20 protein-coding genes and 1 other RNA gene are annotated in these 18,542 nt (G+C 54.2%); 11 read left to right on the top strand and 10 right to left on the bottom strand.

What is annotated here, in order from left to right; all coding sequences use genetic code 11:
- Nucleotides 1–18: 18 nt before the first annotated feature.
- From cysM to CKQ53_RS08620, 4 genes are all read right to left on the bottom strand, one after another.
- Entirely contained in the window at nt 19–906 is an 888-nt protein-coding gene (cysM, locus tag CKQ53_RS08635) for a cysteine synthase CysM (protein ID WP_085652249.1), read from the bottom strand.
- A gap of 45 nt (nt 907–951) precedes the next feature.
- Nucleotides 952–1,851: a Dyp-type peroxidase gene (locus tag CKQ53_RS08630; protein WP_085652250.1), complete on the bottom strand. Its 900-nt coding sequence runs from the start codon at nt 1,849–1,851 to the stop codon at nt 952–954.
- Nucleotides 1,852–2,076: 225 nt separating this feature from the next.
- A complete protein-coding gene (locus CKQ53_RS08625) occupies nt 2,077–2,667 on the bottom strand; it encodes an RpoE-regulated lipoprotein (protein ID WP_099045390.1) in 591 nt (196 codons plus the stop codon).
- A 125-nt stretch (nt 2,668–2,792) separates the two neighbouring features.
- The gene (locus CKQ53_RS08620) at nt 2,793–3,218 is read right to left on the bottom strand and encodes a GNAT family acetyltransferase (RefSeq protein WP_085652251.1); all 426 of its coding nucleotides are present in this window, start codon (nt 3,216–3,218) and stop codon (nt 2,793–2,795) included.
- Nucleotides 3,219–3,387: 169 nt separating this feature from the next.
- On the opposite strand from CKQ53_RS08620, the gene hemF reads away from it, so the two are divergent.
- The 3 genes from hemF to tal all read left to right on the top strand — a co-directional run bounded on the left by hemF (nt 3,388) and on the right by tal (nt 5,898).
- Nucleotides 3,388–4,323 carry an oxygen-dependent coproporphyrinogen oxidase gene (gene hemF / locus CKQ53_RS08615; RefSeq protein ID WP_118894895.1) on the top strand — a complete coding sequence of 312 codons (936 nt, stop codon included), beginning with the start codon at nt 3,388–3,390 and terminating at the stop codon, nt 4,321–4,323.
- Complete coding sequence (locus CKQ53_RS08610; protein ID WP_085652253.1) at nt 4,323–4,775, top strand: YaiI/YqxD family protein; 453 nt, start codon at nt 4,323–4,325, stop codon at nt 4,773–4,775. The genes hemF and CKQ53_RS08610 overlap by 1 nt, the downstream gene beginning before the upstream one ends.
- A gap of 172 nt (nt 4,776–4,947) precedes the next feature.
- Nucleotides 4,948–5,898 (top strand): transaldolase, encoded by a 951-nt coding sequence (gene tal, locus CKQ53_RS08605; RefSeq protein WP_085652254.1) that lies wholly within the window; start codon nt 4,948–4,950, stop codon nt 5,896–5,898.
- Nucleotides 5,899–5,949: 51 nt separating this feature from the next.
- Here tal and nudK read toward each other — a convergent pair whose 3' ends face one another.
- Together nudK and CKQ53_RS08595 are read right to left on the bottom strand one after the other, a co-directional pair.
- Nucleotides 5,950–6,534 (bottom strand): GDP-mannose pyrophosphatase NudK, encoded by a 585-nt coding sequence (gene nudK / locus CKQ53_RS08600; RefSeq protein WP_085652255.1) that lies wholly within the window; start codon nt 6,532–6,534, stop codon nt 5,950–5,952.
- Nucleotides 6,535–6,632: 98 nt separating this feature from the next.
- Nucleotides 6,633–7,517 carry a LysR family transcriptional regulator gene (locus CKQ53_RS08595; RefSeq protein WP_085652256.1) on the bottom strand — a complete coding sequence of 295 codons (885 nt, stop codon included), beginning with the start codon at nt 7,515–7,517 and terminating at the stop codon, nt 6,633–6,635.
- A 115-nt stretch (nt 7,518–7,632) separates the two neighbouring features.
- Here CKQ53_RS08595 and CKQ53_RS08590 point away from each other — a divergent pair, with 115 nt between their 5' ends.
- The 3 genes from CKQ53_RS08590 to CKQ53_RS08580 are packed head-to-tail and all read left to right on the top strand — an operon-like array spanning nt 7,633 to nt 10,908.
- Nucleotides 7,633–8,823: an MFS transporter gene (locus CKQ53_RS08590; protein ID WP_094117807.1), complete on the top strand. Its 1,191-nt coding sequence runs from the start codon at nt 7,633–7,635 to the stop codon at nt 8,821–8,823.
- A gap of 3 nt (nt 8,824–8,826) precedes the next feature.
- Nucleotides 8,827–10,659 carry an FAD/NAD(P)-binding protein gene (locus tag CKQ53_RS08585; RefSeq protein WP_118894892.1) on the top strand — a complete coding sequence of 611 codons (1,833 nt, stop codon included), beginning with the start codon at nt 8,827–8,829 and terminating at the stop codon, nt 10,657–10,659.
- 48 nt (nt 10,660–10,707) lie between these two features.
- Nucleotides 10,708–10,908: a tautomerase family protein gene (locus CKQ53_RS08580; protein ID WP_085652259.1), complete on the top strand. Its 201-nt coding sequence runs from the start codon at nt 10,708–10,710 to the stop codon at nt 10,906–10,908.
- A gap of 42 nt (nt 10,909–10,950) precedes the next feature.
- Here the strand turns inward: CKQ53_RS08580 and CKQ53_RS08575 are convergent, their stop codons facing one another.
- Both CKQ53_RS08575 and grpE read right to left on the bottom strand, forming a co-directional pair.
- Nucleotides 10,951–12,189, bottom strand: coding sequence for an Nramp family divalent metal transporter (locus CKQ53_RS08575; RefSeq protein ID WP_094117808.1), 1,239 nt, complete (start codon nt 12,187–12,189; stop codon nt 10,951–10,953).
- 318 nt (nt 12,190–12,507) lie between these two features.
- Nucleotides 12,508–13,080 carry a nucleotide exchange factor GrpE gene (gene grpE, locus CKQ53_RS08570; protein WP_094117853.1) on the bottom strand — a complete coding sequence of 191 codons (573 nt, stop codon included), beginning with the start codon at nt 13,078–13,080 and terminating at the stop codon, nt 12,508–12,510.
- Nucleotides 13,081–13,217: 137 nt separating this feature from the next.
- Here grpE and nadK point away from each other — a divergent pair, with 137 nt between their 5' ends.
- From nadK to bamE, 3 genes are all read left to right on the top strand, one after another.
- Nucleotides 13,218–14,096, top strand: a complete 879-nt coding sequence (nadK, locus tag CKQ53_RS18405) for an NAD(+) kinase (protein ID WP_094117809.1) — start codon at nt 13,218–13,220, stop codon at nt 14,094–14,096.
- Nucleotides 14,097–14,180: 84 nt separating this feature from the next.
- Nucleotides 14,181–15,842, top strand: a complete 1,662-nt coding sequence (gene recN, locus CKQ53_RS18400) for a DNA repair protein RecN (protein WP_094117810.1) — start codon at nt 14,181–14,183, stop codon at nt 15,840–15,842.
- Between the two features lie 111 nt (nt 15,843–15,953).
- Nucleotides 15,954–16,292 carry an outer membrane protein assembly factor BamE gene (bamE, locus tag CKQ53_RS08560; RefSeq protein WP_085652263.1) on the top strand — a complete coding sequence of 113 codons (339 nt, stop codon included), beginning with the start codon at nt 15,954–15,956 and terminating at the stop codon, nt 16,290–16,292.
- A 334-nt stretch (nt 16,293–16,626) separates the two neighbouring features.
- On the opposite strand, the gene CKQ53_RS08555 is transcribed toward bamE, so the two are convergent.
- Nucleotides 16,627–16,908 carry an RnfH family protein gene (locus CKQ53_RS08555; protein WP_409359748.1) on the bottom strand — a complete coding sequence of 94 codons (282 nt, stop codon included), beginning with the start codon at nt 16,906–16,908 and terminating at the stop codon, nt 16,627–16,629.
- A 1-nt stretch (nt 16,909) separates the two neighbouring features.
- The gene (locus CKQ53_RS08550; protein ID WP_094117812.1) at nt 16,910–17,344 is read right to left on the bottom strand and encodes a type II toxin-antitoxin system RatA family toxin; all 435 of its coding nucleotides are present in this window, start codon (nt 17,342–17,344) and stop codon (nt 16,910–16,912) included.
- A gap of 154 nt (nt 17,345–17,498) precedes the next feature.
- Between CKQ53_RS08550 and smpB the strand changes: the two genes are divergently transcribed.
- Both smpB and ssrA read left to right on the top strand, forming a co-directional pair.
- Nucleotides 17,499–17,981 (top strand): SsrA-binding protein SmpB, encoded by a 483-nt coding sequence (gene smpB / locus CKQ53_RS08545; RefSeq protein WP_085652266.1) that lies wholly within the window; start codon nt 17,499–17,501, stop codon nt 17,979–17,981.
- Nucleotides 17,982–18,030: 49 nt separating this feature from the next.
- Nucleotides 18,031–18,394: a transfer-messenger RNA gene (gene ssrA, locus CKQ53_RS08540) on the top strand.
- The last annotated feature ends 148 nt before the right edge of the window (nt 18,395–18,542 follow it).

Raw genomic sequence — 18,542 nt, 5'->3', positions numbered from 1 at the left:
AGAGAAAAGAGGCGGCGGTTAGTCGAAGACGCCGGTCGAGAGATAGCGGTCGCCGCGATCGCACACAATCGCGACGATATGACTTCCCGGCTCGGCAGCGGCGATCTTCAAAGCGCCAGCCACCGCGCCGCCGGAACTCACGCCGCACAAAAGACCTTCCTGTTGCGCCAGCAGGCGGGTCGTGGCCTCGGCCTCTTGCTGAGAAACGTCCAGAACGCGGTCAACCAGTTCAGGCGCATAAATTCCCGGCATATAGTCAGGCGACCAACGACGGATCCCCGGGATCTGACTGCCTGCCTGCGGTTGCAGGCCGACGGTGCAAATCGCGTCACGCTGACTTTTCAGATATCGGCTGACGCCGGTGATCGTCCCCGTGGTGCCCATACAAGAAACGAAGTGGGTCAGACGACCTTCAGTTTGACGCCAGATTTCAGGACCGGTGCTAGCGAAATGGGCTTGCGCATTGTCCGGATTATTGAACTGGTCGAGCACATAGCCTTCACCCGCCTCCGCCATCCGGCGCGCCCTGTCGCGTGCGCCTTCCATTCCCTCTTGCTGGCTCACCAGCAACAGTTCGGCGCCGTAAGCGCGCATGGCGGCCTGACGCTCCAGACTCATGTTTTCCGGCATCAGCAACCGCAAGCGGTATCCCTTCAACGCCGCCACCATCGCCAACGCGATGCCGGTATTACCGCTGGTCGCTTCAATCAACGTGTCGCCGGGGGTAATTGTCCCTCGCCGCTCAGCCTGACTGATCATGCTGTAAGCCGCGCGATCCTTGATCGACCCCGCCGGGTTCTGCCCTTCCAGCTTGACCCAGATTTCGCTCTCCGTGTGGCGAGCCAATCGCTGTAATTTTACCAGCGGCGTATTGCCGATGCAGTGTTCAAGCGCGTCTGTCTTCACGTCCTCTGCCTACCTTTCGTTATCGGGATCGCCTCGCGTCAGCCGTTACAATGCCTGCAACCACGTCAGCGACGGAGCGAAATAGTAGCTCCCGGTTACGGCACGGGTAAAGCGCAACATCTCGTCTCGCTTGCCGTCTCTATCGCCGAACATGCTCAGCAGTTGCTGTTCGATATTGTGCAGGCGAGAGCAGTAGGCCATGAAATAGAGTCCTTTTTTACCGCTCGCGGTGCCGTAAGGCAGGCTCTGGCGCAGAATTTTCAGCCCTTTGCCGTCCTCTTTAAGATCGACACGGCTGAGGTGAGACGTTTCCGGACGCTGATCGGACGGCAGCTCTTCGTTCTCCTGCTTAGTACGACCGATCATCTGTTCCTGTTTTTCCGTACTCATCCGCTGCAGCTGCCGCAGGTTATGCTCCCAGCGCTGTACGAAGACGTAGCTGCCGCCCGCGCCCGGCTGCCCATCGGGAATGATGGCGACGCTATGGCGATCTTCGCCCTGCGGATTTTCGGTACCGTCGACGAAGCCGCTCAGGTCCCGGTCTTCCACCCAGCGGAAACCGTGAGTTTCCTCTTCGACGTGAATGGCGCTGCCGAACGCGACCAGCGCCGCCTGAGCCAGGCTGAAGTTCACGTCATGACGCAGTGACTGAATATGGATCAACATGTCTCTCTGCGTGGCTGGCGCGAGTCCTTTCCCCAGCGGCGTAAACGGCTTAAGTTCAGCGGCGCTGTTCTCGCTATCCAACTCACGCCACACATCGTGACCAAAGGCGAGCGTCGCCCCCAGACCGGCATCAGGAAACTGCTGCTGTAACTCATTCAGAGACTGACAAAATTTCTTGCATCCCTGCCGGATGGCATCAAATTCTCCCTGAACTCTGGCTTCCATATAAATGGCAAAACGGCAATGCTCCAGCAAAATACCGCTTTGAATTGGTGTCATCACTCTCATTCCTCTTATTATTCAGTATGTTGTATCGTCATTATTGCCCTGAAGATACCCAGCGCGCTTATGATACCGGATGCAATACTGATTTTGCTTTGCTTCAACGCAAAATGTTTACGAGACCACACGGCTGCGGGGAGATAACGAGGAGAGTGAGTGTGTGGGAAACCCCACGGAAAAAGCGGAAAAGCATGGGCGGAGCCGCCCATGCTGAGGCGTGAATCAGCGACGCGGCTGAGCGTGCCAGATGATTTTGCTGACCTTCCAGCTTTGCAGAATATCGTCCGGCGGCATCAGTCCATCCGGACCACTCCAGCGACCGGTAAACAGATAGCTCACGTGCTGGCTCTGCGGCGCGACACATTCTACGTCGCGCGCGCTGTCGCCCTGACCCAGTTGGCAAGCCTCGAACGCCTTGCTGTAGAGCGAACTGAATTCATCGCCGATCTTGACGCCCCAGGCGCTGGCGGCCGATGCGTCCATCACATCCACCTGACTGACGTGACTCTTCGGCTCACCGTTGATCGTCACTTTGACCTGATCGTCTTTCAGCGCTTCATAGAACGCCACCAGCTTACCGTTATGCGTCGCCATACCGCCGCGCAGCCGGTAATTTCCGTCCAATGCTCGATCGAGCGCCGCTTCAGACATCGGCGTCCCCGCGGTAATACCGCCGACGCCCGTATCAGAGACCGTTAAAGAAGACCCGAACCAGTTCATTGGCGACAGGCTGGACCAGGATAAATGGGAAAGCGTGCCGCAGCCGGTCAGCAGCAGCGGAAGAGCCAAATATAGCGGGCGAACAGTGATCACAACCAACTCCTTAACAAAAAACGGCACCTGCCTGCATGCAGATGGCTATTGGAGTCTTCTGCGCGCAGAAAGTGCCGTAAAAATCGTTGGGGGATAACATGCCGCGCTGGCATATCATCCCGCGCTTAATACTCCTGATCTTCTATCAGGCGTTTACCGAGCGTGATGCAGTCTGCGGTTTGATAATCGAGTTTCTCGTACATGCCGATGACCGCGTCATTATCTTCGCGCACCATCAGATTGATTTTCGGGCAACCGCGCGCAATCAGCTTCTTTTCCAGTCGGCTCACCAAGGCATTGGCGATGCCGCGCCCGCGAAAGTCCGGATGCACGCCTAAGTAGTAGGCTGAACCGCGATGACCGTCATAGCCGCCCATCACTGAGCCGACAATTTCTCCGCCGACTTCCGCCACCAGGAACAGATCGGGGTCGTGATTCATCTTACGTTCGATATCCATTTCCGGATCATTCCACGGACGAAGGAGATCACAGCGGTCCCAAAGAGTGATCACTTCTTCAAAGTCATCTTGCTTGAATATGCGGATGTCCATCGCTAACGACCCATTATTGGTAAGTAAATGAGGTAAGTTCTGATTATCGCGTGATTCACGTCAGACGCAACCGTAAATTGCCCTCGCGGCTTGTGCGCCACGACGGCATTTATCAGCGCGGAAATCTCGTTATACTGACGGCTTTGCCACTGATGCCAAAAGGATCACGATGAGTTCTCCCGATATTGACGCGATTAAACGTTTTCTGCTCTCGTTGCAGGATACCCTCTGCCAACAGCTGGAACAGATGGACGGTGCGGAAACCTTCAGGGAGGACGCCTGGGAATATGCGACCGGCGGCGGAGGACGGAGCCGTGTATTGCGTCAGGGTCAGGTCTTCGAGCAAGCTGGCGTTAACTTTTCCCACGTTTCGGGCGCGTCTCTGCCGCCTTCCGCCAGCGTACATCGCCCGGAGCTGGCCGGACGCAGCTTTCAGGCCATGGGTGTCTCGCTGGTCATTCATCCGCTTAATCCGTATGTCCCGACCAGCCACGCCAACGTGCGCTTTTTTATTGCCGAAAAAGAGGGTGAAGCGCCGGTATGGTGGTTTGGCGGCGGCTTCGATCTGACGCCCTATTATGGCTTCGAAGAGGATGCCGTGCATTGGCACCAAACGGCGCACGACCTCTGTCAGCCGTTTGGCGAAGCGGTTTACCCTCGCTACAAAGCATGGTGCGACGAGTACTTCTTCCTGAAGCATCGCAACGAGGCGCGAGGGATAGGCGGCCTGTTTTTCGACGACCTGAATACGCCGGATTTCGCCACCAGCTTCGCGTTTATGCAGGCGGTCGGCCAAGGTTTTGCCGAGGCCTACCTGCCGATCGTCCAACGTCGCAAAGATCTGCCTTGGGGCGAACGGGAGCGCGAGTTCCAACTCTATCGCCGCGGCCGCTACGTGGAGTTCAATCTGGTCTGGGACCGCGGTACGCTGTTCGGCCTGCAAAGCGGGGGACGCACCGAGTCCATTCTGATGTCGATGCCGCCACTGGTGCGCTGGGAATATCAGTACGCTCCGGAGTCTGACAGCCCGGAAGCCGCGCTATATCGAGACTTTCTGCCGCCGCGCGACTGGCTGGCCCCAAAAGATAGCAAGGAGAACCGCTGATGGCTGTTATCTGGGTCGATGCCGACGCATGCCCCGTCGTTATCAAGGAAGTCCTGTATCGTGCGGCAGAGCGCACGGCGACCACCGTCACCTTCGTCGCGAATCAACCGCTGAAAGTGCCGGCGTCCCCCTATCTGCGCACGCTACGCGTCGCGGCAGGATTCGACGTTGCGGACAACGAAATCGTCCGCCGTGTGACGCCCGGCGATTTGGTGATCACCAGCGATATCCCACTGGCGTCCGAAGTGCTGGAAAAACAGGGCGAGGCGCTGAACCCACGCGGAGAGCGATACACGCCAGACACCATCCGTGAACGGCTGACCCTGCGCGACTTTATGGATACCTTGCGTTCCAGCGGCATCCAGACCGGCGGACCCAACGCGCTGAGCCAGCGCGACCGCCAGCAGTTCGCCAATCAGCTGGATCAGTGGCTGCAACGACAGTCCCGCTAACTTCTGCGTCGTCCCGATCGCATCCACGCGGTCGGGTCATTCTATTACCCTATTATCTTCCTCCATCACAGTAATCAGAAAAAGCGCATGTCATTCTGTCCGGTACTGATGCAGGGTATGTCATCACCACCCTGAGTTTTCGTCGATCCGTTTCTTATCCCAGGAGTCATGCATGAACCAACTCGATGCCCTTAAGCAGTTCACCGTCGTGGTAGCTGACAGCGGCGATATCGACTCAATCCGGCATTTCGCGCCGCAGGATGCCACCACCAATCCTTCGCTGATCCTGAAAGCCGCCAGCCTGCCCTCTTATCAGTCGCTGTTTACCGATGCGCTGGACTACGCCCGCCAACAGGGCGGATCGCGCGAAACACAGCTGATTAACGCCAGCGACCAACTGGCCGTCAATATTGGCGCCGAGGTGCTGAAAAGCATTCCGGGGCGGATCTCCACTGAAGTGGACGCGCGCCTGTCATTCGACCGGGGCATGTGCGTCACCAAGGCCCGCAAGTTGATCGGACTGTATGAACAGAAGGATATTCCCCGTTCACGTATTCTGATTAAGCTGGCGGCGACCTGGGAAGGGATTCAGGCCGCTGAAGCGCTGGAGAAGGAAGGGATTAACTGCAATCTGACGCTGCTGTTCTCGTTTGCGCAAGCGCGGGCCTGCGCGGAAGCGGGCGTCTATCTGATCTCGCCGTTCGTCGGCCGAATCTACGACTGGTATCAGGCGCGGGAGCCGAACGCAGACTATTCGGCAGAACAAGATCCGGGCGTACAGTCCGTCAAACGCATCTACGACTACTACAAGCAGCACCGCTACGAGACGGTTATCATGGGCGCCAGCTTCCGCAAAATTGAACAGGTTCTGGCGCTGGCGGGGTGCGACCGGCTGACCCTATCTCCGCACTTGTTGGAGCAGTTGAAAAACAGCGACGCGCCGGTGGAACGCAAACTCAGCCCGGCGACGGAAGGCCTCTATCAGGCTTCGCCGCTCTCCGAAGCCGAATTCCGCTGGCTCCACAATCAAGATGCCATGGCGGTCGAGAAACTAGCGGAAGGGATCCGGCTGTTCGCTGCGGATCAGCAGAAGCTCGAAGACCTGCTTGCCGCACAGCTGTAACAAGAAACGATATTCTGCGGGGTGAATTCAGTGCCCCGCATTAACGTCCCATCATGACGACTCGCTGAACCAGCCTTGGATCTGAGCGTACTGCAAGAGCATGATGGTCTTGCCATCTTTGATTCGCCCGTCCTTCATCATGGCGACGGCCTCGGTAAAGGGCAGTTCGACCACTTCGATATCTTCATCATCAATCCCGCCCCCGCTGTTATCACGCAGCGACGCGTCGTACTGCGCGGCGAAGAAGTGGATGATTTCAGTCACTCCGCCCGGCGACATATAGGCTTCAAACAGTTTTTCAACATCTCTGACGACATAGCCCGTCTCTTCGATCGCTTCGTGCCGCACGCAGGCTTCAGGTGAGTGATCGTCCAGCATCCCGGCACAGGCTTCCAGCAGCATGCCGCTCTCATTGCCGTTCAGGTATGTCGGCAAACGAAACTGACGCGTCAGGACCACACTGCCCTTTTCTTGGTTGTACAACAGGATCGTTGCCCCATTACCCCGGTCATACACCTCGCGAACCTGCCGAACGGTTTCGCCATTTTTTCTTTTCAGGTCATAAACATACTTGTTCAATACGAACCAATGGTCGGACAGCAATTTCTGTTTGATGATGGTGATCGATGACGTCATGAAAGGCCCTCAGTCTTAAATTATGCCACTCTACAGCAAGACAATCTCTCATGATCCCGGCCATTAGAACATGTTGACCCAACGACCCAGACGCAGAATCATTTATCATGCGCCGAACGGTTCTTTATCACAAACTGTCTGAAGGCAGTGGATCCCCTCCCCGCCTCACGACTTTTTAGCCAAATCATCAGCGTATCGACTTCACCAATGTCGGGGTCAATAGCATGACGACGGATATCGAAACTCTGCTCGTACTGGCTGACCACGCTTTCCGGCAGGAGCGAGATCCCCATGCCCGACGCTACACAGCCAAGAATAGTCTGAAAAGATCCGAACTCCTGCGGTCCCGGCCCTTTGATGCCCTGTTGCCTGAGCCACTGCATAAAGCGGTAGCGATAATGACAGCCCACCCCCAATGCCAGCGGCCTTTTGATCCGCAGGTCGTTCGCCGTCACCACATCGGGGTGATCTTTGAACGTCACCAGCACCAACGTTTCTCGCCACACAGGAAGACTTTCCAGCAAATCTCGCGGGAGATGCTCATGGTCCGCGACAAACGCAATATCCAGTTTGCCATTCAGCACCTTATCAACCAGCTGACGCGTCGGGTGTGTTTCCAAACTCAGCTCCACCAGCGGTGTATCTAGACTAAACGAGGACAGCAAGGACGGTAAACGGACAGCCGCCGTGGTTTCCATGGAACCGAGGCGTAGCGGGCCGGAGGGGTTTTGAGCTTGCAAATTTCTCTCCGCCTCGTCCATTAACGCCAGGATTTTGTTGGCGTATCCCAATAAATATTCTCCTTCCGGCGTGATGTAGAGGCGATTTTTTTCGCGCCTGAACAGACAGACATTGAGGCTGGCCTCTAACCGCTTGAGCCGGGTAGTAACGTTTGACGAAACACAGTGCAACTGCTTTGACGCCTCTTTGACCGAGCCGCATTCGGCCACGGCTTTGAAAAGGCGTAATGAGTGACTATTCATCGCACACGCTCTCTTTTAGTGAACATTTAGCTAAATAATATTCACTTTTATTTATCATAATAACCGTCAGGATAGCTTCAACATCATTCCATTTATCTTCAGAAGAAAATGAACAATGAGTCATATTCCACCTACCCAGCCTTTTTTATCATCCGTTCGAACCGCGCTGTTCGGGACGGCGATATTGGCTTTGGGAATGGGACTCGGACGTTTTCTTTTCACCCCCATGTTGCCCGTCATGCTCAGCGAGAATCTGTTTACCTTCAATCAGCTCTCGTATCTTGCCAGCGCCAATTATGCAGGGTATCTGGTCGGCAGCCTGCTGTTTGCCTTCAGCCGTGTCATTCCTCCCGCATACACCCGCGCGACGCTGTTTGGCGCCGCTATCGCCACCGCGGCGCTGACTTTTGTAATGGCCCTGACCACGGACTTTTTGCTGACGTTATTGATACGCTTCACTGCCGGAATCGCCAGCGCAGGCATGATGATTTTCGGCTCATTAACCATTATGCGCCTCACTCATCATTTTGGAGCTATCGCTGCGCTTTATGCCGGCGTTGGCGTAGGGATTATTATGGGGAATGAGTATGTCGTCGCTGGTCAACGCTTCGCGCTGGATGCCGAGACGCTATGGTGGGGGGCTGGCCTGCTGTCCGCTCTGCTGCTGCTCGCCATGTGGCGGCTGACGCCCCGGCATTCCGCCGAATCTGTTGGCGTCGCACCCATGCCAGTCAAGCAGGAAAGTATTCTCTGGTGGCAATTGGCGCTGCTCTATGGGCTCGCCGGCTTCGGCTACATCATCATCGCCACCTATCTGCCCCTAATGGCCAAGACACTGGCGTTCCCGCTGCTGGCCAGTCACCTGTGGTCGCTGGTCGGTCTGGGCATCGTTCCCGGGTGTTTCATCTGGCTATGGGCCGCGAGCCGATGGGGGACGTTGCAATGTTTGACGGCGAACCTTTTCATGCAGGGCATTTGCGTTTTGATGACCTTGCTAAGCGACTCGCCCGTCATGTTAGTCGTCAGCAGCATCGGTTTCGGCGCGACATTTATGGGCACGACCACGCTGGTGATGCCTTTAGCCAAACGCATTCGTGTTCCACGCCACATCAATCTGCTCGGGCTGGTCACCCTGACCTACGGCATCGGACAAATCGCCGGGCCTTTACTGACCAGCATGTTGACAGCCGGTCCTCACGCGGTCGTCTCCTCCATTGTCTGCGGCGCTATCGCGTTATTTATTGCATCAGGAATGAGTTATTTCACTACAGGAAATCGTCAATGTTCGATTATTCAAAGGAGATGAGTTATGGCTCGAACTACCATCGCAATATTGGGCATGGGCCCAAGAGGATTAAGTATTCTTGAACGTGTAATTACGCTGTACCACCACTCACCCCATCCAGAAGGAATGGAAATCCTGCTCGTTGATCCCAATGAAATTGGCGCGGGCGCTCACAGTCGTCAACAACCCGACCACATGCTGGTGAATACCGTGGCCAGTCAAATCACGTTGTTCGGTGACGAGTCGGTCAAAAATACCGGCCCTGTTCGCCGCGGGCTTAATTTTTTCGAGTGGGCCAAAGCGCACGGCTACCGAAACAAGAATGGCACTGAAATTCAGGAAAACGATTATCTCCCCCGTCGCCTGCTGGGCGAATATCTTGTCTGGGGATACCATGAAATCACCCGCGATCTGCCACACGATCTGGTGATCCGCCATCGACCTCACCGCGCCACCAATCTGGCTCTACAGGACGACGGGAAAGCTCATATTTCGCTGCAAGGCGGAACAATGATTTCGGCCGATTTTGTCTTTATAACCACCGGACACGGTCGCAACATGCTGTCCATTGATGACCACGTGCTGCTGCAATTTGTGGCCGCCAATCAAACGAACAATCCCCATCTGGAGTATTTCAGCACGCCTTATCCAACCTCGATGCTGGATGACATCTCGTCGCAGTCGCGTGTGCTGATACAAGGTATGGGGCTGACCGCTTACGATGTGCTGTCGCAATTGACCTATGGCCGAGGGGGCGTTTTTACCGAAGAGGAAGGCCGGTTGCGCTACACGCCCAGCGGACGTGAACCGGCGATCGCCCTGTTTTCCCGTCAGGCACTGCCTTTCAGTAGCCGCGGCCGTAACCAGAAGGGCGTCGGAGGACAGTACCACCCCGCCTTCATTACGCTTGCCGCCTTAGATATTCTCCGGCAACAGAATCGCTCGGCTACGGGATCGTCAAAGCCGGATTTTGAAAAACAGGTTCTGCCTCTGCTGGTGAAAGAGATGTGCTACGTCTATCGCAGCACACTCGAACAGCACTGGCCGAATGCGGCGACCTATCAGGAAGATCCCGAAGATCGTCAGCGTATCCTTACGCTGTTTTATCCACATCAGGGGCAGTCATTCACTTCGCTGGAGGACTACACCGCATTCTTTATGGCGCATCTGACCGACGATCTCCACGCCGCAGAGCAAGGCAATGTCGAGGGCGCGGTTAAGGCGGCCACCGATGTGATTCGAGACGTCCGCGATATCCTGCGCGGTGCGATCGATTTTGGCGGCTTGACCGGCGAGTCCCATCAGCGCCTGCTAGAACACTATTCCCCTATTTTTAACCGCATCGCGGTCGGCCCGCCGCTTGCACGTAATCGGGAATTGCTGGCGCTGATGGGGGCCGGTGTCGTCAAGCTTGCTGGGGGCCCCGCGTCAACATTGCTACTCAACGCCCGCTCAGGCTGTTTCGAGATGAACAGCACGTTTGCCGAGGCGAACAGCCGGACGGAATATGATGTGCTAATCAAAGCCAAGATCGACAGTTTCTCGGTGCTGCATGACGATTCGCTATTTATCCGCAATCTCATCGCACACGGTGTCATCCGCCCCTTCATCAACCAGGGCTATCATCCCGGTGGGATTGATATCGATCGCAACCAACATCCGATATCCAGGCAGGGAGAAACGCAGACCTCACTTTGGGCGCTGGGGATTCTGGCTGAAGGCCCGAATTTCTATACCTATGTGCTGCCGCGCCCGCAGGTTAACTCACGAGCGCTGCAAGATGCCGGGCGTTGCGTCATCGACATGTATCAGCAGTTGGAGCAGCTTTACGCTATCAATCATTCGAATGTCTTCTAGTCACTTGATGACCTGAAATGATTTTCAGGCCTGCACCGGAGGAAATCCATGCCATACGTCAATATCAAAATTACACGTGAAGGCGCGACTGCTGAGCAGAAAAAGCAGCTAATTGAAGGCGCGACCAAGTTATTGGTGGACGTTTTAAACAAGAATCCAAGTACCACCATCGTGGTCATTGAGGAAGTCGACACGGATAACTGGGGAATCGGCGGCGTCCCCGTCACCGAGCTAAGAAAAGGGAAATAACCCCCTCGTAAAGACGCGGCGCTCACAGCGCCGCGCTTTGTATCACAGGCCGAGCAGGCTTCCTATCAGCAGATAAAGATTCAGCGTCACGACCAAGGCGACGATGACCCAGCCAAAAGACTTCACCCACCGACCGTTGACTAAATCGCCCATCAGTTCGCGATCGTTCGTGAATGACAGCAACGGAACCAGCGCGAGCGCGATACCAAAGCTCAGCAGCACCTGACTCATGACGAGCACTCGGGTCGGGTCCATACCGCACAGGATGACGACAAATGACGGCAACATCGTCACCGCACGGCGCAGCCACAGCGGGATTCTGAAGCGAACAAACCCCTGCATCACTACCTGACCCGCCAGCGTTCCCACCACTGTCGAAGACAGGCCTGCAATCACCAGGCTCAGACCAAAAATCGTCGCCGCAGCCTGCCCCAGCAGGGGTTTCAGCGTTAAATACGCCTGATCCAAATCCGCGACATGGGTGTTACCGCTAAAGTGAAACGCCGCCGCTGCCGTCGCCATCATAGCCAGATTAACGAATCCAGCGATGGTCATCGCCACGGCCACATCAAACTTCGTCGAAGCATAGCGATCGCTGCGGGTATTATTTCCCTTGTGCTGCGTCAGGGACGAATGCAGATAAATGACGTGCGGCATAATAGTCGCCCCCAGCACGCCTGCGGCCAGCAGCACCGCGTCGGAAGTCGGCAGACTCGGAATGGCCATGCCACGCGCGATAGAAGCCAGTTCAGGACGAGAAAATATCAGCTCGACGATATAGGCCGCCGCGACGAACAGCAGCAATCCACCTATCACCATCTCCAGCGGCTTTTGTCCGCGCTGCTGTAACATCAGTATCAGGAACGTAGCGATACCCGTCAGCACCGCACCTTCCAGTAAAGAAACGCCCAACAGCAATTTAAATCCGATGGCGGCACCAATGAACTCAGCCAGATCGGTCGCCATGGCGATAATCTCCGCCTGCACCCAGTAGGCCCAAACGGCCGGGCGAGGAAAGCGATCGCGAATATGCTCGGCAAGATTTTTGCCGGTCGCAATACCCAGCTTGGCGGAAAGCAGCTGAATCAGCATCGCCATGAGATTAGCCCACACGACTACCCACAACAGCTGATAGCCGTATGACGCCCCGGCCTGAATATTGGTCGCGAAGTTACCGGGATCGATGTAGCCGATCGCCGCGATAAACGCGGGCCCCATCAGGGAAAGTTTGATCTTCCTAGATGTGCGGCTGACAGATGCGATAACACGACTCTCCGGCATAAAATTGACCCTTCTAAACATACTGTAATTATACTCTCGCAGACATGAGAATGGTTATCAAGTGCATTTAGGTCGGTAGGAATGATTATTCTGATAGGCAGAGATGATGATGTATTTCGACACAAAACCCTATGCGTTTCAGAAAACTAATATTAACAAAATATAAACAACATGCCGTTTTTTGGCTTAAAAAAAACCGGATCGGCATAAATCAGCCGAAAAAATGCATTTAGGCAAGGTATAGGAGAAAGGAAAAAAGGAGAGGAGATAGTCGGAGCAGGTCGTCACTTCACCTGCCCCGAAGTCAAGCCAGAAGAATTACTCTTTAGCTTTAGATACCGCAACCATGGCCGGGCGTAGCAAACGACCGTTCAGGGTGTAGCCTTTCTGCATAACCAGCATCACGTGATTAGGCTCGTGGTCGGCAGATTCCATCATCGTCATCGCCTGATGGATTTCAGGGTTGAACGGCACATTCACATCCGCCACCACTTCAATCCCGAACTTCTGCACGGCAGACAGCAAAGATTTCAGTGTCAGTTCGACCCCTTCGATCATGGCTGTCAACGCATCGTTAGACTTATCTGCTGTTTCCAGCGCACGTTCCAGATTATCGATCACCGGTAACATTTCACCGGCGAATTTTTCCAGCGCGAATTTGTGCGCTTTTTCGACATCCAGCTCCGCACGGCGGCGAATATTTTCGCTTTCGGCGCGAGAACGCAGCACGCTTTCGCGCTCACGCTGCTGTAATTCGCTCAATTGCGCTTCCAGTTCGGCGATACGTTCATCACGGGGATCAGCCGCTTCTGGCGTCTCAATAGAGGCGTCTGCTGCTTTCTTTTGATCCTGAACCTGTTCGTCCGGCGACTTCTGTTCTTTACTACTCATGAAATACTCCGCGGTTTTGGCATTCATCTCGCTTGTTCGCTTATTATGGGGATCAAAACGGGGGTTTCAAGGGAACCCTGACATATTGCTCGGCTGAAAACACGGAACGGCCTCTTCCCGTAAGGATTAACCGTCTAATGAATAAAACATTTAACTGTATCGGTATCGTCGGTCATCCGCGGCATCCTTCCGCACTGGCCACACATGAAATGCTCTACAAGTGGCTGACTGGTAAAGGATATTCCGTTATCCTCGAGCAACAGATCGCCCAAGAGCTTAACCTCTCAGAGGCCGTTACGGGCAGCCTGGCGGAAGTCGGCCAACAAGCCGATTTGGCCGTGGTCGTCGGGGGGGATGGAAATATGCTGGGCGCTGCGCGGGTGCTGTCCCGCTATGACATCAGCGTCATCGGCGTTAACCGGGGAAACCTCGGTTTTCTGACCGATCTCGACCCTGATCACGCCCAGCAGCAATTAAGCGACGTACTGGCCGGGCGATATATTCGTGAAAGCCGGTTTATGCTAGAAGCTCAGGTCTGCCGGGCCAATCATATGAACAGCAGCAGCAGCGCCATCAACGAAGTCGTGCTGCATCCCGGTAAAGTCGCGCATATGATCGAGTTTGAGGTCTACATTGACGATAGCTTCGCCTTTTCACAGCGTTCAGACGGCTTGATAATCTCGACGCCCACCGGCTCCACCGCCTATTCTCTTTCCGGCGGTGGCCCCATCCTCAGCCCATCGCTGGACGCCATCGCGCTGGTACCGATGTTTCCTCATACGCTCTCCGCCCGCCCGTTGGTCATCAGCAACAGCAGCACGATAAGGCTTAAATTTTCTCAAATAACCAATGACTTAGAGATAAGCTGCGATAGCCAGATCGCACTGCCTATCCAGGAAGGCGAAGAGGTGTTGATTCGCCGCAGTCCTCACCACCTGAATCTTATCCATCCTGAAAATTACAATTACTTCAATACATTGAGCAGTAAATTAGGCTGGTCGAAAAAATTATTTTAATAAGTCAACTCAACCACTTTACTGTATAAAAAACCAGTTTATACTGTATGCATTAACACTTGTTTTTACATACAGGAAAACATCATGCTGGCTCAACTCACTATCAGTAACTTCGCTATCGTACGCGAACTGGAGATTGATTTTCAGGCAGGTATGAGCGTCATTACCGGAGAGACCGGGGCAGGCAAATCCATTGCGATTGATGCTTTGGGTTTATGCCTCGGGAATCGCGCTGACGCCAGCATGGTCCGCCCCGGTGCGGCGCGCGCTGACATCTGCGCGCGGTTTTCACTGGCTGATACGCCTGCCGCACGAGAATGGCTGGAGCATAACCAGTTAGATGACAGCAACGAATGTCTTCTCCGCCGGGTCGTGGGGGCCGATGGGCGCTCCCGCGGGTTCATCAATGGCACTGCCGTGCCGCTTTCCCAACTCCGTGAACTGGGTCAGCATCTGATTCAACTGCACGGTCAGCACGCCCATCAGTTGCTGCTCAAACCTGAACATCAGCGGTATCTGCTGGACGCTTATGCGGACGAACCACACTTGCTGGCTGCGATGCGAGAAACTTGCCGTCAGTGGCACCAGAGCTGCCGTGAGCTGGCGCAGCACCAACAGGCGGCAATTGAGCGGGAGGCTCGGCGTGAACTGCTGCAGTACCAGTTGAAAGAGTTGAACGAGTTTGCGCCTCAAGCTGGCGAATACGAACAGATCGACGCTGAGTACAAACGTCTGGCCAACAGCGGGCAATTGCAGTCCCTGAGTCAACAGACGCTGCATATCCTGAGTGAAGGCGAAGAGCAAAACCTGCTTGGCATGTTGCACAGCGCTCGCCAGAAGCTGACCGAGCTGGTTGGGCTGGATGAATCGCTGTCAGGCATTCTGTCCTTACTCGACGAAGCCCACATCCAGATCAGCGAAGCCAGCGACGAACTGCGACATTACAGTGACCGCATGGAACTTGACCCTGTTCGTCTGTATGAACTGGAGCAACGGCTATCGCGCCAACTGTCGCTGTCCCGCAAACACCATGTGGCGCCGGAAGAACTACCGACGTTTTATCAGCAACTGCTGAATGAGCAACAGCTGTTGGACCAGCAGGAAAGCGATCATGAGGCCCTGAGTCAGGCGGTACATGAATACTACCAGCAGGCGCTGCATACTGCTGAACAGCTACATACCCGTCGTTGCCAACATGCCGAGGCGCTCTCCCGGTTAATTACTGAGAACATGCGCGAACTGGCGATGCCGCACGGTCATTTCTCCATCCATGTCATCTTTGCGGCGGAACATCTCAATATGACGGGGGCCGACCAGATCGAGTTTCGTGTCACGACGAACCCCGGACAGCCTCATCAACAATTAGCGAAGGTGGCATCAGGAGGCGAACTGTCACGAATTGCGTTAATTCTGCAGGTTATCACCGCGCGAAAAATGGATACGCCGGCGCTTATCTTCGATGAAGTGGACGTGGGGATTAGTGGACCGACTGCCGCGATCGTGGGGAAAATGTTGCGCCAACTGGGTGAGTCTACTCAGGTCATGTGCGTCACCCATTTACCGCAGGTCGCCGGTTGCGGGCACCATCATTACTTTGTTAGCAAACAGACTGACGGCTCAGAAACGGAAACGTTGATGGAGCCTCTGGGCAAACGCGCTCGCCTTCAAGAGCTAGCCCGCCTGCTCGGAGGAAGCGCCGTGACCAAGAATACGTTGGCGAATGCAAAAGAGTTACTTGCCGCATAAAAACGTTCAACTTTTTCAGGTTCCTGAGGTCTTACATGGGCCTTGCCGGTTTTCAAGACAGGCAAGGTCTATTATCATCGGCAACCTATGCCCTTAAGGAATGAACTCACTATGCGCTGTAAAACGCTAACTGTTATCGCTGCGGTAGTCGCTGTCATGTTGACCGCCGGATGCTCCACGCTGGAGAAGGTGGTTTATCGTCCGGATATCAATCAGGGGAATTACTTAGCTCCTGCAGACGTCGCCAAGATCCATAATGGTATGACAAAACAACAGGTTGCTTATTCTCTGGGAACACCGATGTTACAGGATCCGTTTGGTAGCGATACTTGGTTCTATGTATTCCGTCAGCAGCCCGGTCATGAAGCGGTGAAACAGCAAACTCTGACGCTGAATTTCGACAGCCAGGGCATCCTCACCAGCATCGATAACAAGCCAGCGCTGAACTAATTCGTTTGTGTTGTCGGATAGTCTGAAGGCTATCGGATCGAAGCCAATAAAGCCTGAGAAGCTCCCTTTTGCGAAAAAGCTTTTCAGGTTAGATCGGTTGATGAAAATCGTATGATATGAGCATGTATTTGAATGAGTCTAAACGAGCCCGACACAGATAAGCACCTAACGCAGCCGATATCGGGAAGACTCAGGAAACAAAGTTGAAGGTGAGTAGTGGCTAGCGTCTCTCGGAGTCTCAACAGCGAGTAAAACCAACTCCGTCGATGTTTTCGTCGCGATGACGATTTACCTGGCAGCCAAATTTCTCGGTCATTTTATTGGGTTACGTCGACTATCGTTTACTTTTAGAATGTTCTGCTCTTTGCCTGCGTAATTCTTTGGGATCGGCAGTTATCGGACGATAGATTTCAACGCGATCGCCCTCCTGTAGTGCTTCATCCAGCTTGGCGACGCGACTAAAAATACCCACTTTATTGCTAGTGAGGTCTATCTCCGGACGCAAGGTTAGTAACCCCGACGCTTTAATCGCTTGCTCTACAGTACTGCCCTCTTCGAGCTTTAGCGCACGGAGAAACTGACGCTCCGGTAACGCATAAACCACTGCCACTCGCATCTCAGGCACTGTAGACCTCTTTGGCTCGTTGAGTGAAAGCCTGAACCATGTTGTTCGCAAGCTCCTTAAAAACTTTTCCAAAAGCCAATTCGATCAGCGCATTTTTGAATTCGAAATCCAAGTCGAGCTCAACTTTACAGGCTTCTTCGCTTAGCGGAGTAAACCGCCAATCACCCTTTAATTCCCGGAATGGGCCATCAACCAGCCGCATTGAGATAGACTGGTTATCGGTCAGCGTATTCCGCGTCGTAAAGGTTTTGCTAATACCGGCTTTGGAAACATCAACCGCGGCGGTCATTTCCTCCGAAGAGGTCGATAAGACTCGGCTTCCTGTACAGCCCGGTAAGAAGGCAGGGTAAGACGGCACATCATTGACGAGCTTATACATTTGCTCAGCGCTGTAAGGGACTAACGCGGAGCGATTGATCTTGGGCATACCATTTTCCAAAAGTAACAAAATGCGCAAAATAATAGCATTTTAGGTCATCAGATAAAAACGCTGGGAAAGTTGCCCGAAGGCAGAACACAATGTCACTCTACACTTTGGCGGGGATTTCATTCCCTTAGACATCCAGTATAATGACGGCACTATGAAAAAGAAAAAAGCGTACAAACCCGGTTCCGCTACCATTGCGCAAAACAAGCGTGCTCGCCATGAGTACTTCATCGAAGAAGAATTTGAGGCTGGCCTTGAACTGCAAGGCTGGGAAGTCAAATCTCTGCGAGCGGGCAAAGCCAATATCAGCGACAGCTATGTGACCTTAAGAGACGGCGAAGCCTTTCTCTTTGGCGCCACCATTACACCGCTCAACGTTGCATCTTCACACGTCGTATGCGACCCCACTCGCACGCGCAAACTGTTACTCAACAAACGCGAGATAGAATCGCTCATCGGCCGAGTCAGCCGTGAGGGTTATACCGTTGTCGCCTTGTCGATGTATTGGAAAAATGCGTGGAGTAAAGTCAAAATTGGCGTCGCGAAAGGCAAACGAGATCACGACAAGCGCGATGATATCAAAGAACGCGAGTGGAAATTAGACAAAGCCCGTATCATGAAGAACGCAAACCGCTAAGCCGGTGGCTTTAGTCCGGTAAGTTCTGGTATACTGGCGAAAGTTTCTTGGGGCTGATTCTGGATTCGACGGGATTTGCAAAGCCCAAGGTGCATGCCGAGGGGCGGTTGGCCTCGTAAAAAGCCGCAAAAAAATAGTCGCAAACGACGAAAACTACGCTGTAGCAGCTTAATACCCTGCGTATAGCCCTCTCTCCCTAGCCTCCGCTCTTAGGACGGGGATCAAGAGAGGTCAAACCTAAAAGAGATCGCGTGGATGCCTTGCCTGGGGTTGAAGCGCTAAATCTAATCAGGCTAGTTTGTTAGTAGCGTGTCTGTCCGCAGCTAACCGGCGAATGTAAAGATTAGACTAAGCATGTAGTACCGACGGTAGAGTAATTCCGGACGGGGGTTCAAATCCCCCCAGCTCCACCAAATTTTGTTCTATAGAACGCCAAAGAAGTCCACTAAGCCCGCATGGCACAAGCCCTGCGGGCTTTTTTACGTCTATTGGGCGCTGTGGCGATCTTGTGGCTTCCACAACTTTTAGGTACCTTCTTAGGTACCCGAAAGGCAGGTACCC

It is taken from the genome of Lonsdalea britannica, from assembly GCF_003515985.1.
In the GTDB taxonomy this organism is placed as follows: Bacteria; Pseudomonadota; Gammaproteobacteria; order Enterobacterales; family Enterobacteriaceae; genus Lonsdalea; species Lonsdalea britannica.
This window is presented reverse-complemented; position numbering and strand designations above follow the sequence as displayed.

What these genes read in the sequence shown, in the direction of transcription:
- CKQ53_RS08610 (WP_085652253.1), top strand. Translation starts at nt 4,323, where the DNA reads ATGGCTGTTATCTGGGTCGATGCCGACGCATGCCCCGTCGTTATCAAG.
- CKQ53_RS08580 (WP_085652259.1), top strand. Translation starts at nt 10,708, where the DNA reads ATGCCATACGTCAATATCAAAATTACACGTGAAGGCGCGACTGCTGAG.
- CKQ53_RS08630 (WP_085652250.1), bottom strand. Translation starts at nt 1,851, where the DNA reads ATGACACCAATTCAAAGCGGTATTTTGCTGGAGCATTGCCGTTTTGCC.
- recN (WP_094117810.1), top strand. Translation starts at nt 14,181, where the DNA reads ATGCTGGCTCAACTCACTATCAGTAACTTCGCTATCGTACGCGAACTG.
- smpB (WP_085652266.1), top strand. Translation starts at nt 17,499, where the DNA reads ATGAAAAAGAAAAAAGCGTACAAACCCGGTTCCGCTACCATTGCGCAA.
- tal (WP_085652254.1), top strand. Translation starts at nt 4,948, where the DNA reads ATGAACCAACTCGATGCCCTTAAGCAGTTCACCGTCGTGGTAGCTGAC.
- grpE (WP_094117853.1), bottom strand. Translation starts at nt 13,080, where the DNA reads ATGAGTAGTAAAGAACAGAAGTCGCCGGACGAACAGGTTCAGGATCAA.
- CKQ53_RS08575 (WP_094117808.1), bottom strand. Translation starts at nt 12,189, where the DNA reads ATGCCGGAGAGTCGTGTTATCGCATCTGTCAGCCGCACATCTAGGAAG.
- CKQ53_RS08595 (WP_085652256.1), bottom strand. Translation starts at nt 7,517, where the DNA reads ATGAATAGTCACTCATTACGCCTTTTCAAAGCCGTGGCCGAATGCGGC.
- nadK (WP_094117809.1), top strand. Translation starts at nt 13,218, where the DNA reads ATGAATAAAACATTTAACTGTATCGGTATCGTCGGTCATCCGCGGCAT.
- hemF (WP_118894895.1), top strand. Translation starts at nt 3,388, where the DNA reads ATGAGTTCTCCCGATATTGACGCGATTAAACGTTTTCTGCTCTCGTTG.
- nudK (WP_085652255.1), bottom strand. Translation starts at nt 6,534, where the DNA reads ATGACGTCATCGATCACCATCATCAAACAGAAATTGCTGTCCGACCAT.
- CKQ53_RS08590 (WP_094117807.1), top strand. Translation starts at nt 7,633, where the DNA reads ATGAGTCATATTCCACCTACCCAGCCTTTTTTATCATCCGTTCGAACC.
- bamE (WP_085652263.1), top strand. Translation starts at nt 15,954, where the DNA reads ATGCGCTGTAAAACGCTAACTGTTATCGCTGCGGTAGTCGCTGTCATG.
- CKQ53_RS08550 (WP_094117812.1), bottom strand. Translation starts at nt 17,344, where the DNA reads ATGCCCAAGATCAATCGCTCCGCGTTAGTCCCTTACAGCGCTGAGCAA.
- CKQ53_RS08585 (WP_118894892.1), top strand. Translation starts at nt 8,827, where the DNA reads ATGGCTCGAACTACCATCGCAATATTGGGCATGGGCCCAAGAGGATTA.
- CKQ53_RS08555 (WP_409359748.1), bottom strand. Translation starts at nt 16,908, where the DNA reads ATGCGAGTGGCAGTGGTTTATGCGTTACCGGAGCGTCAGTTTCTCCGT.
- CKQ53_RS08620 (WP_085652251.1), bottom strand. Translation starts at nt 3,218, where the DNA reads ATGGACATCCGCATATTCAAGCAAGATGACTTTGAAGAAGTGATCACT.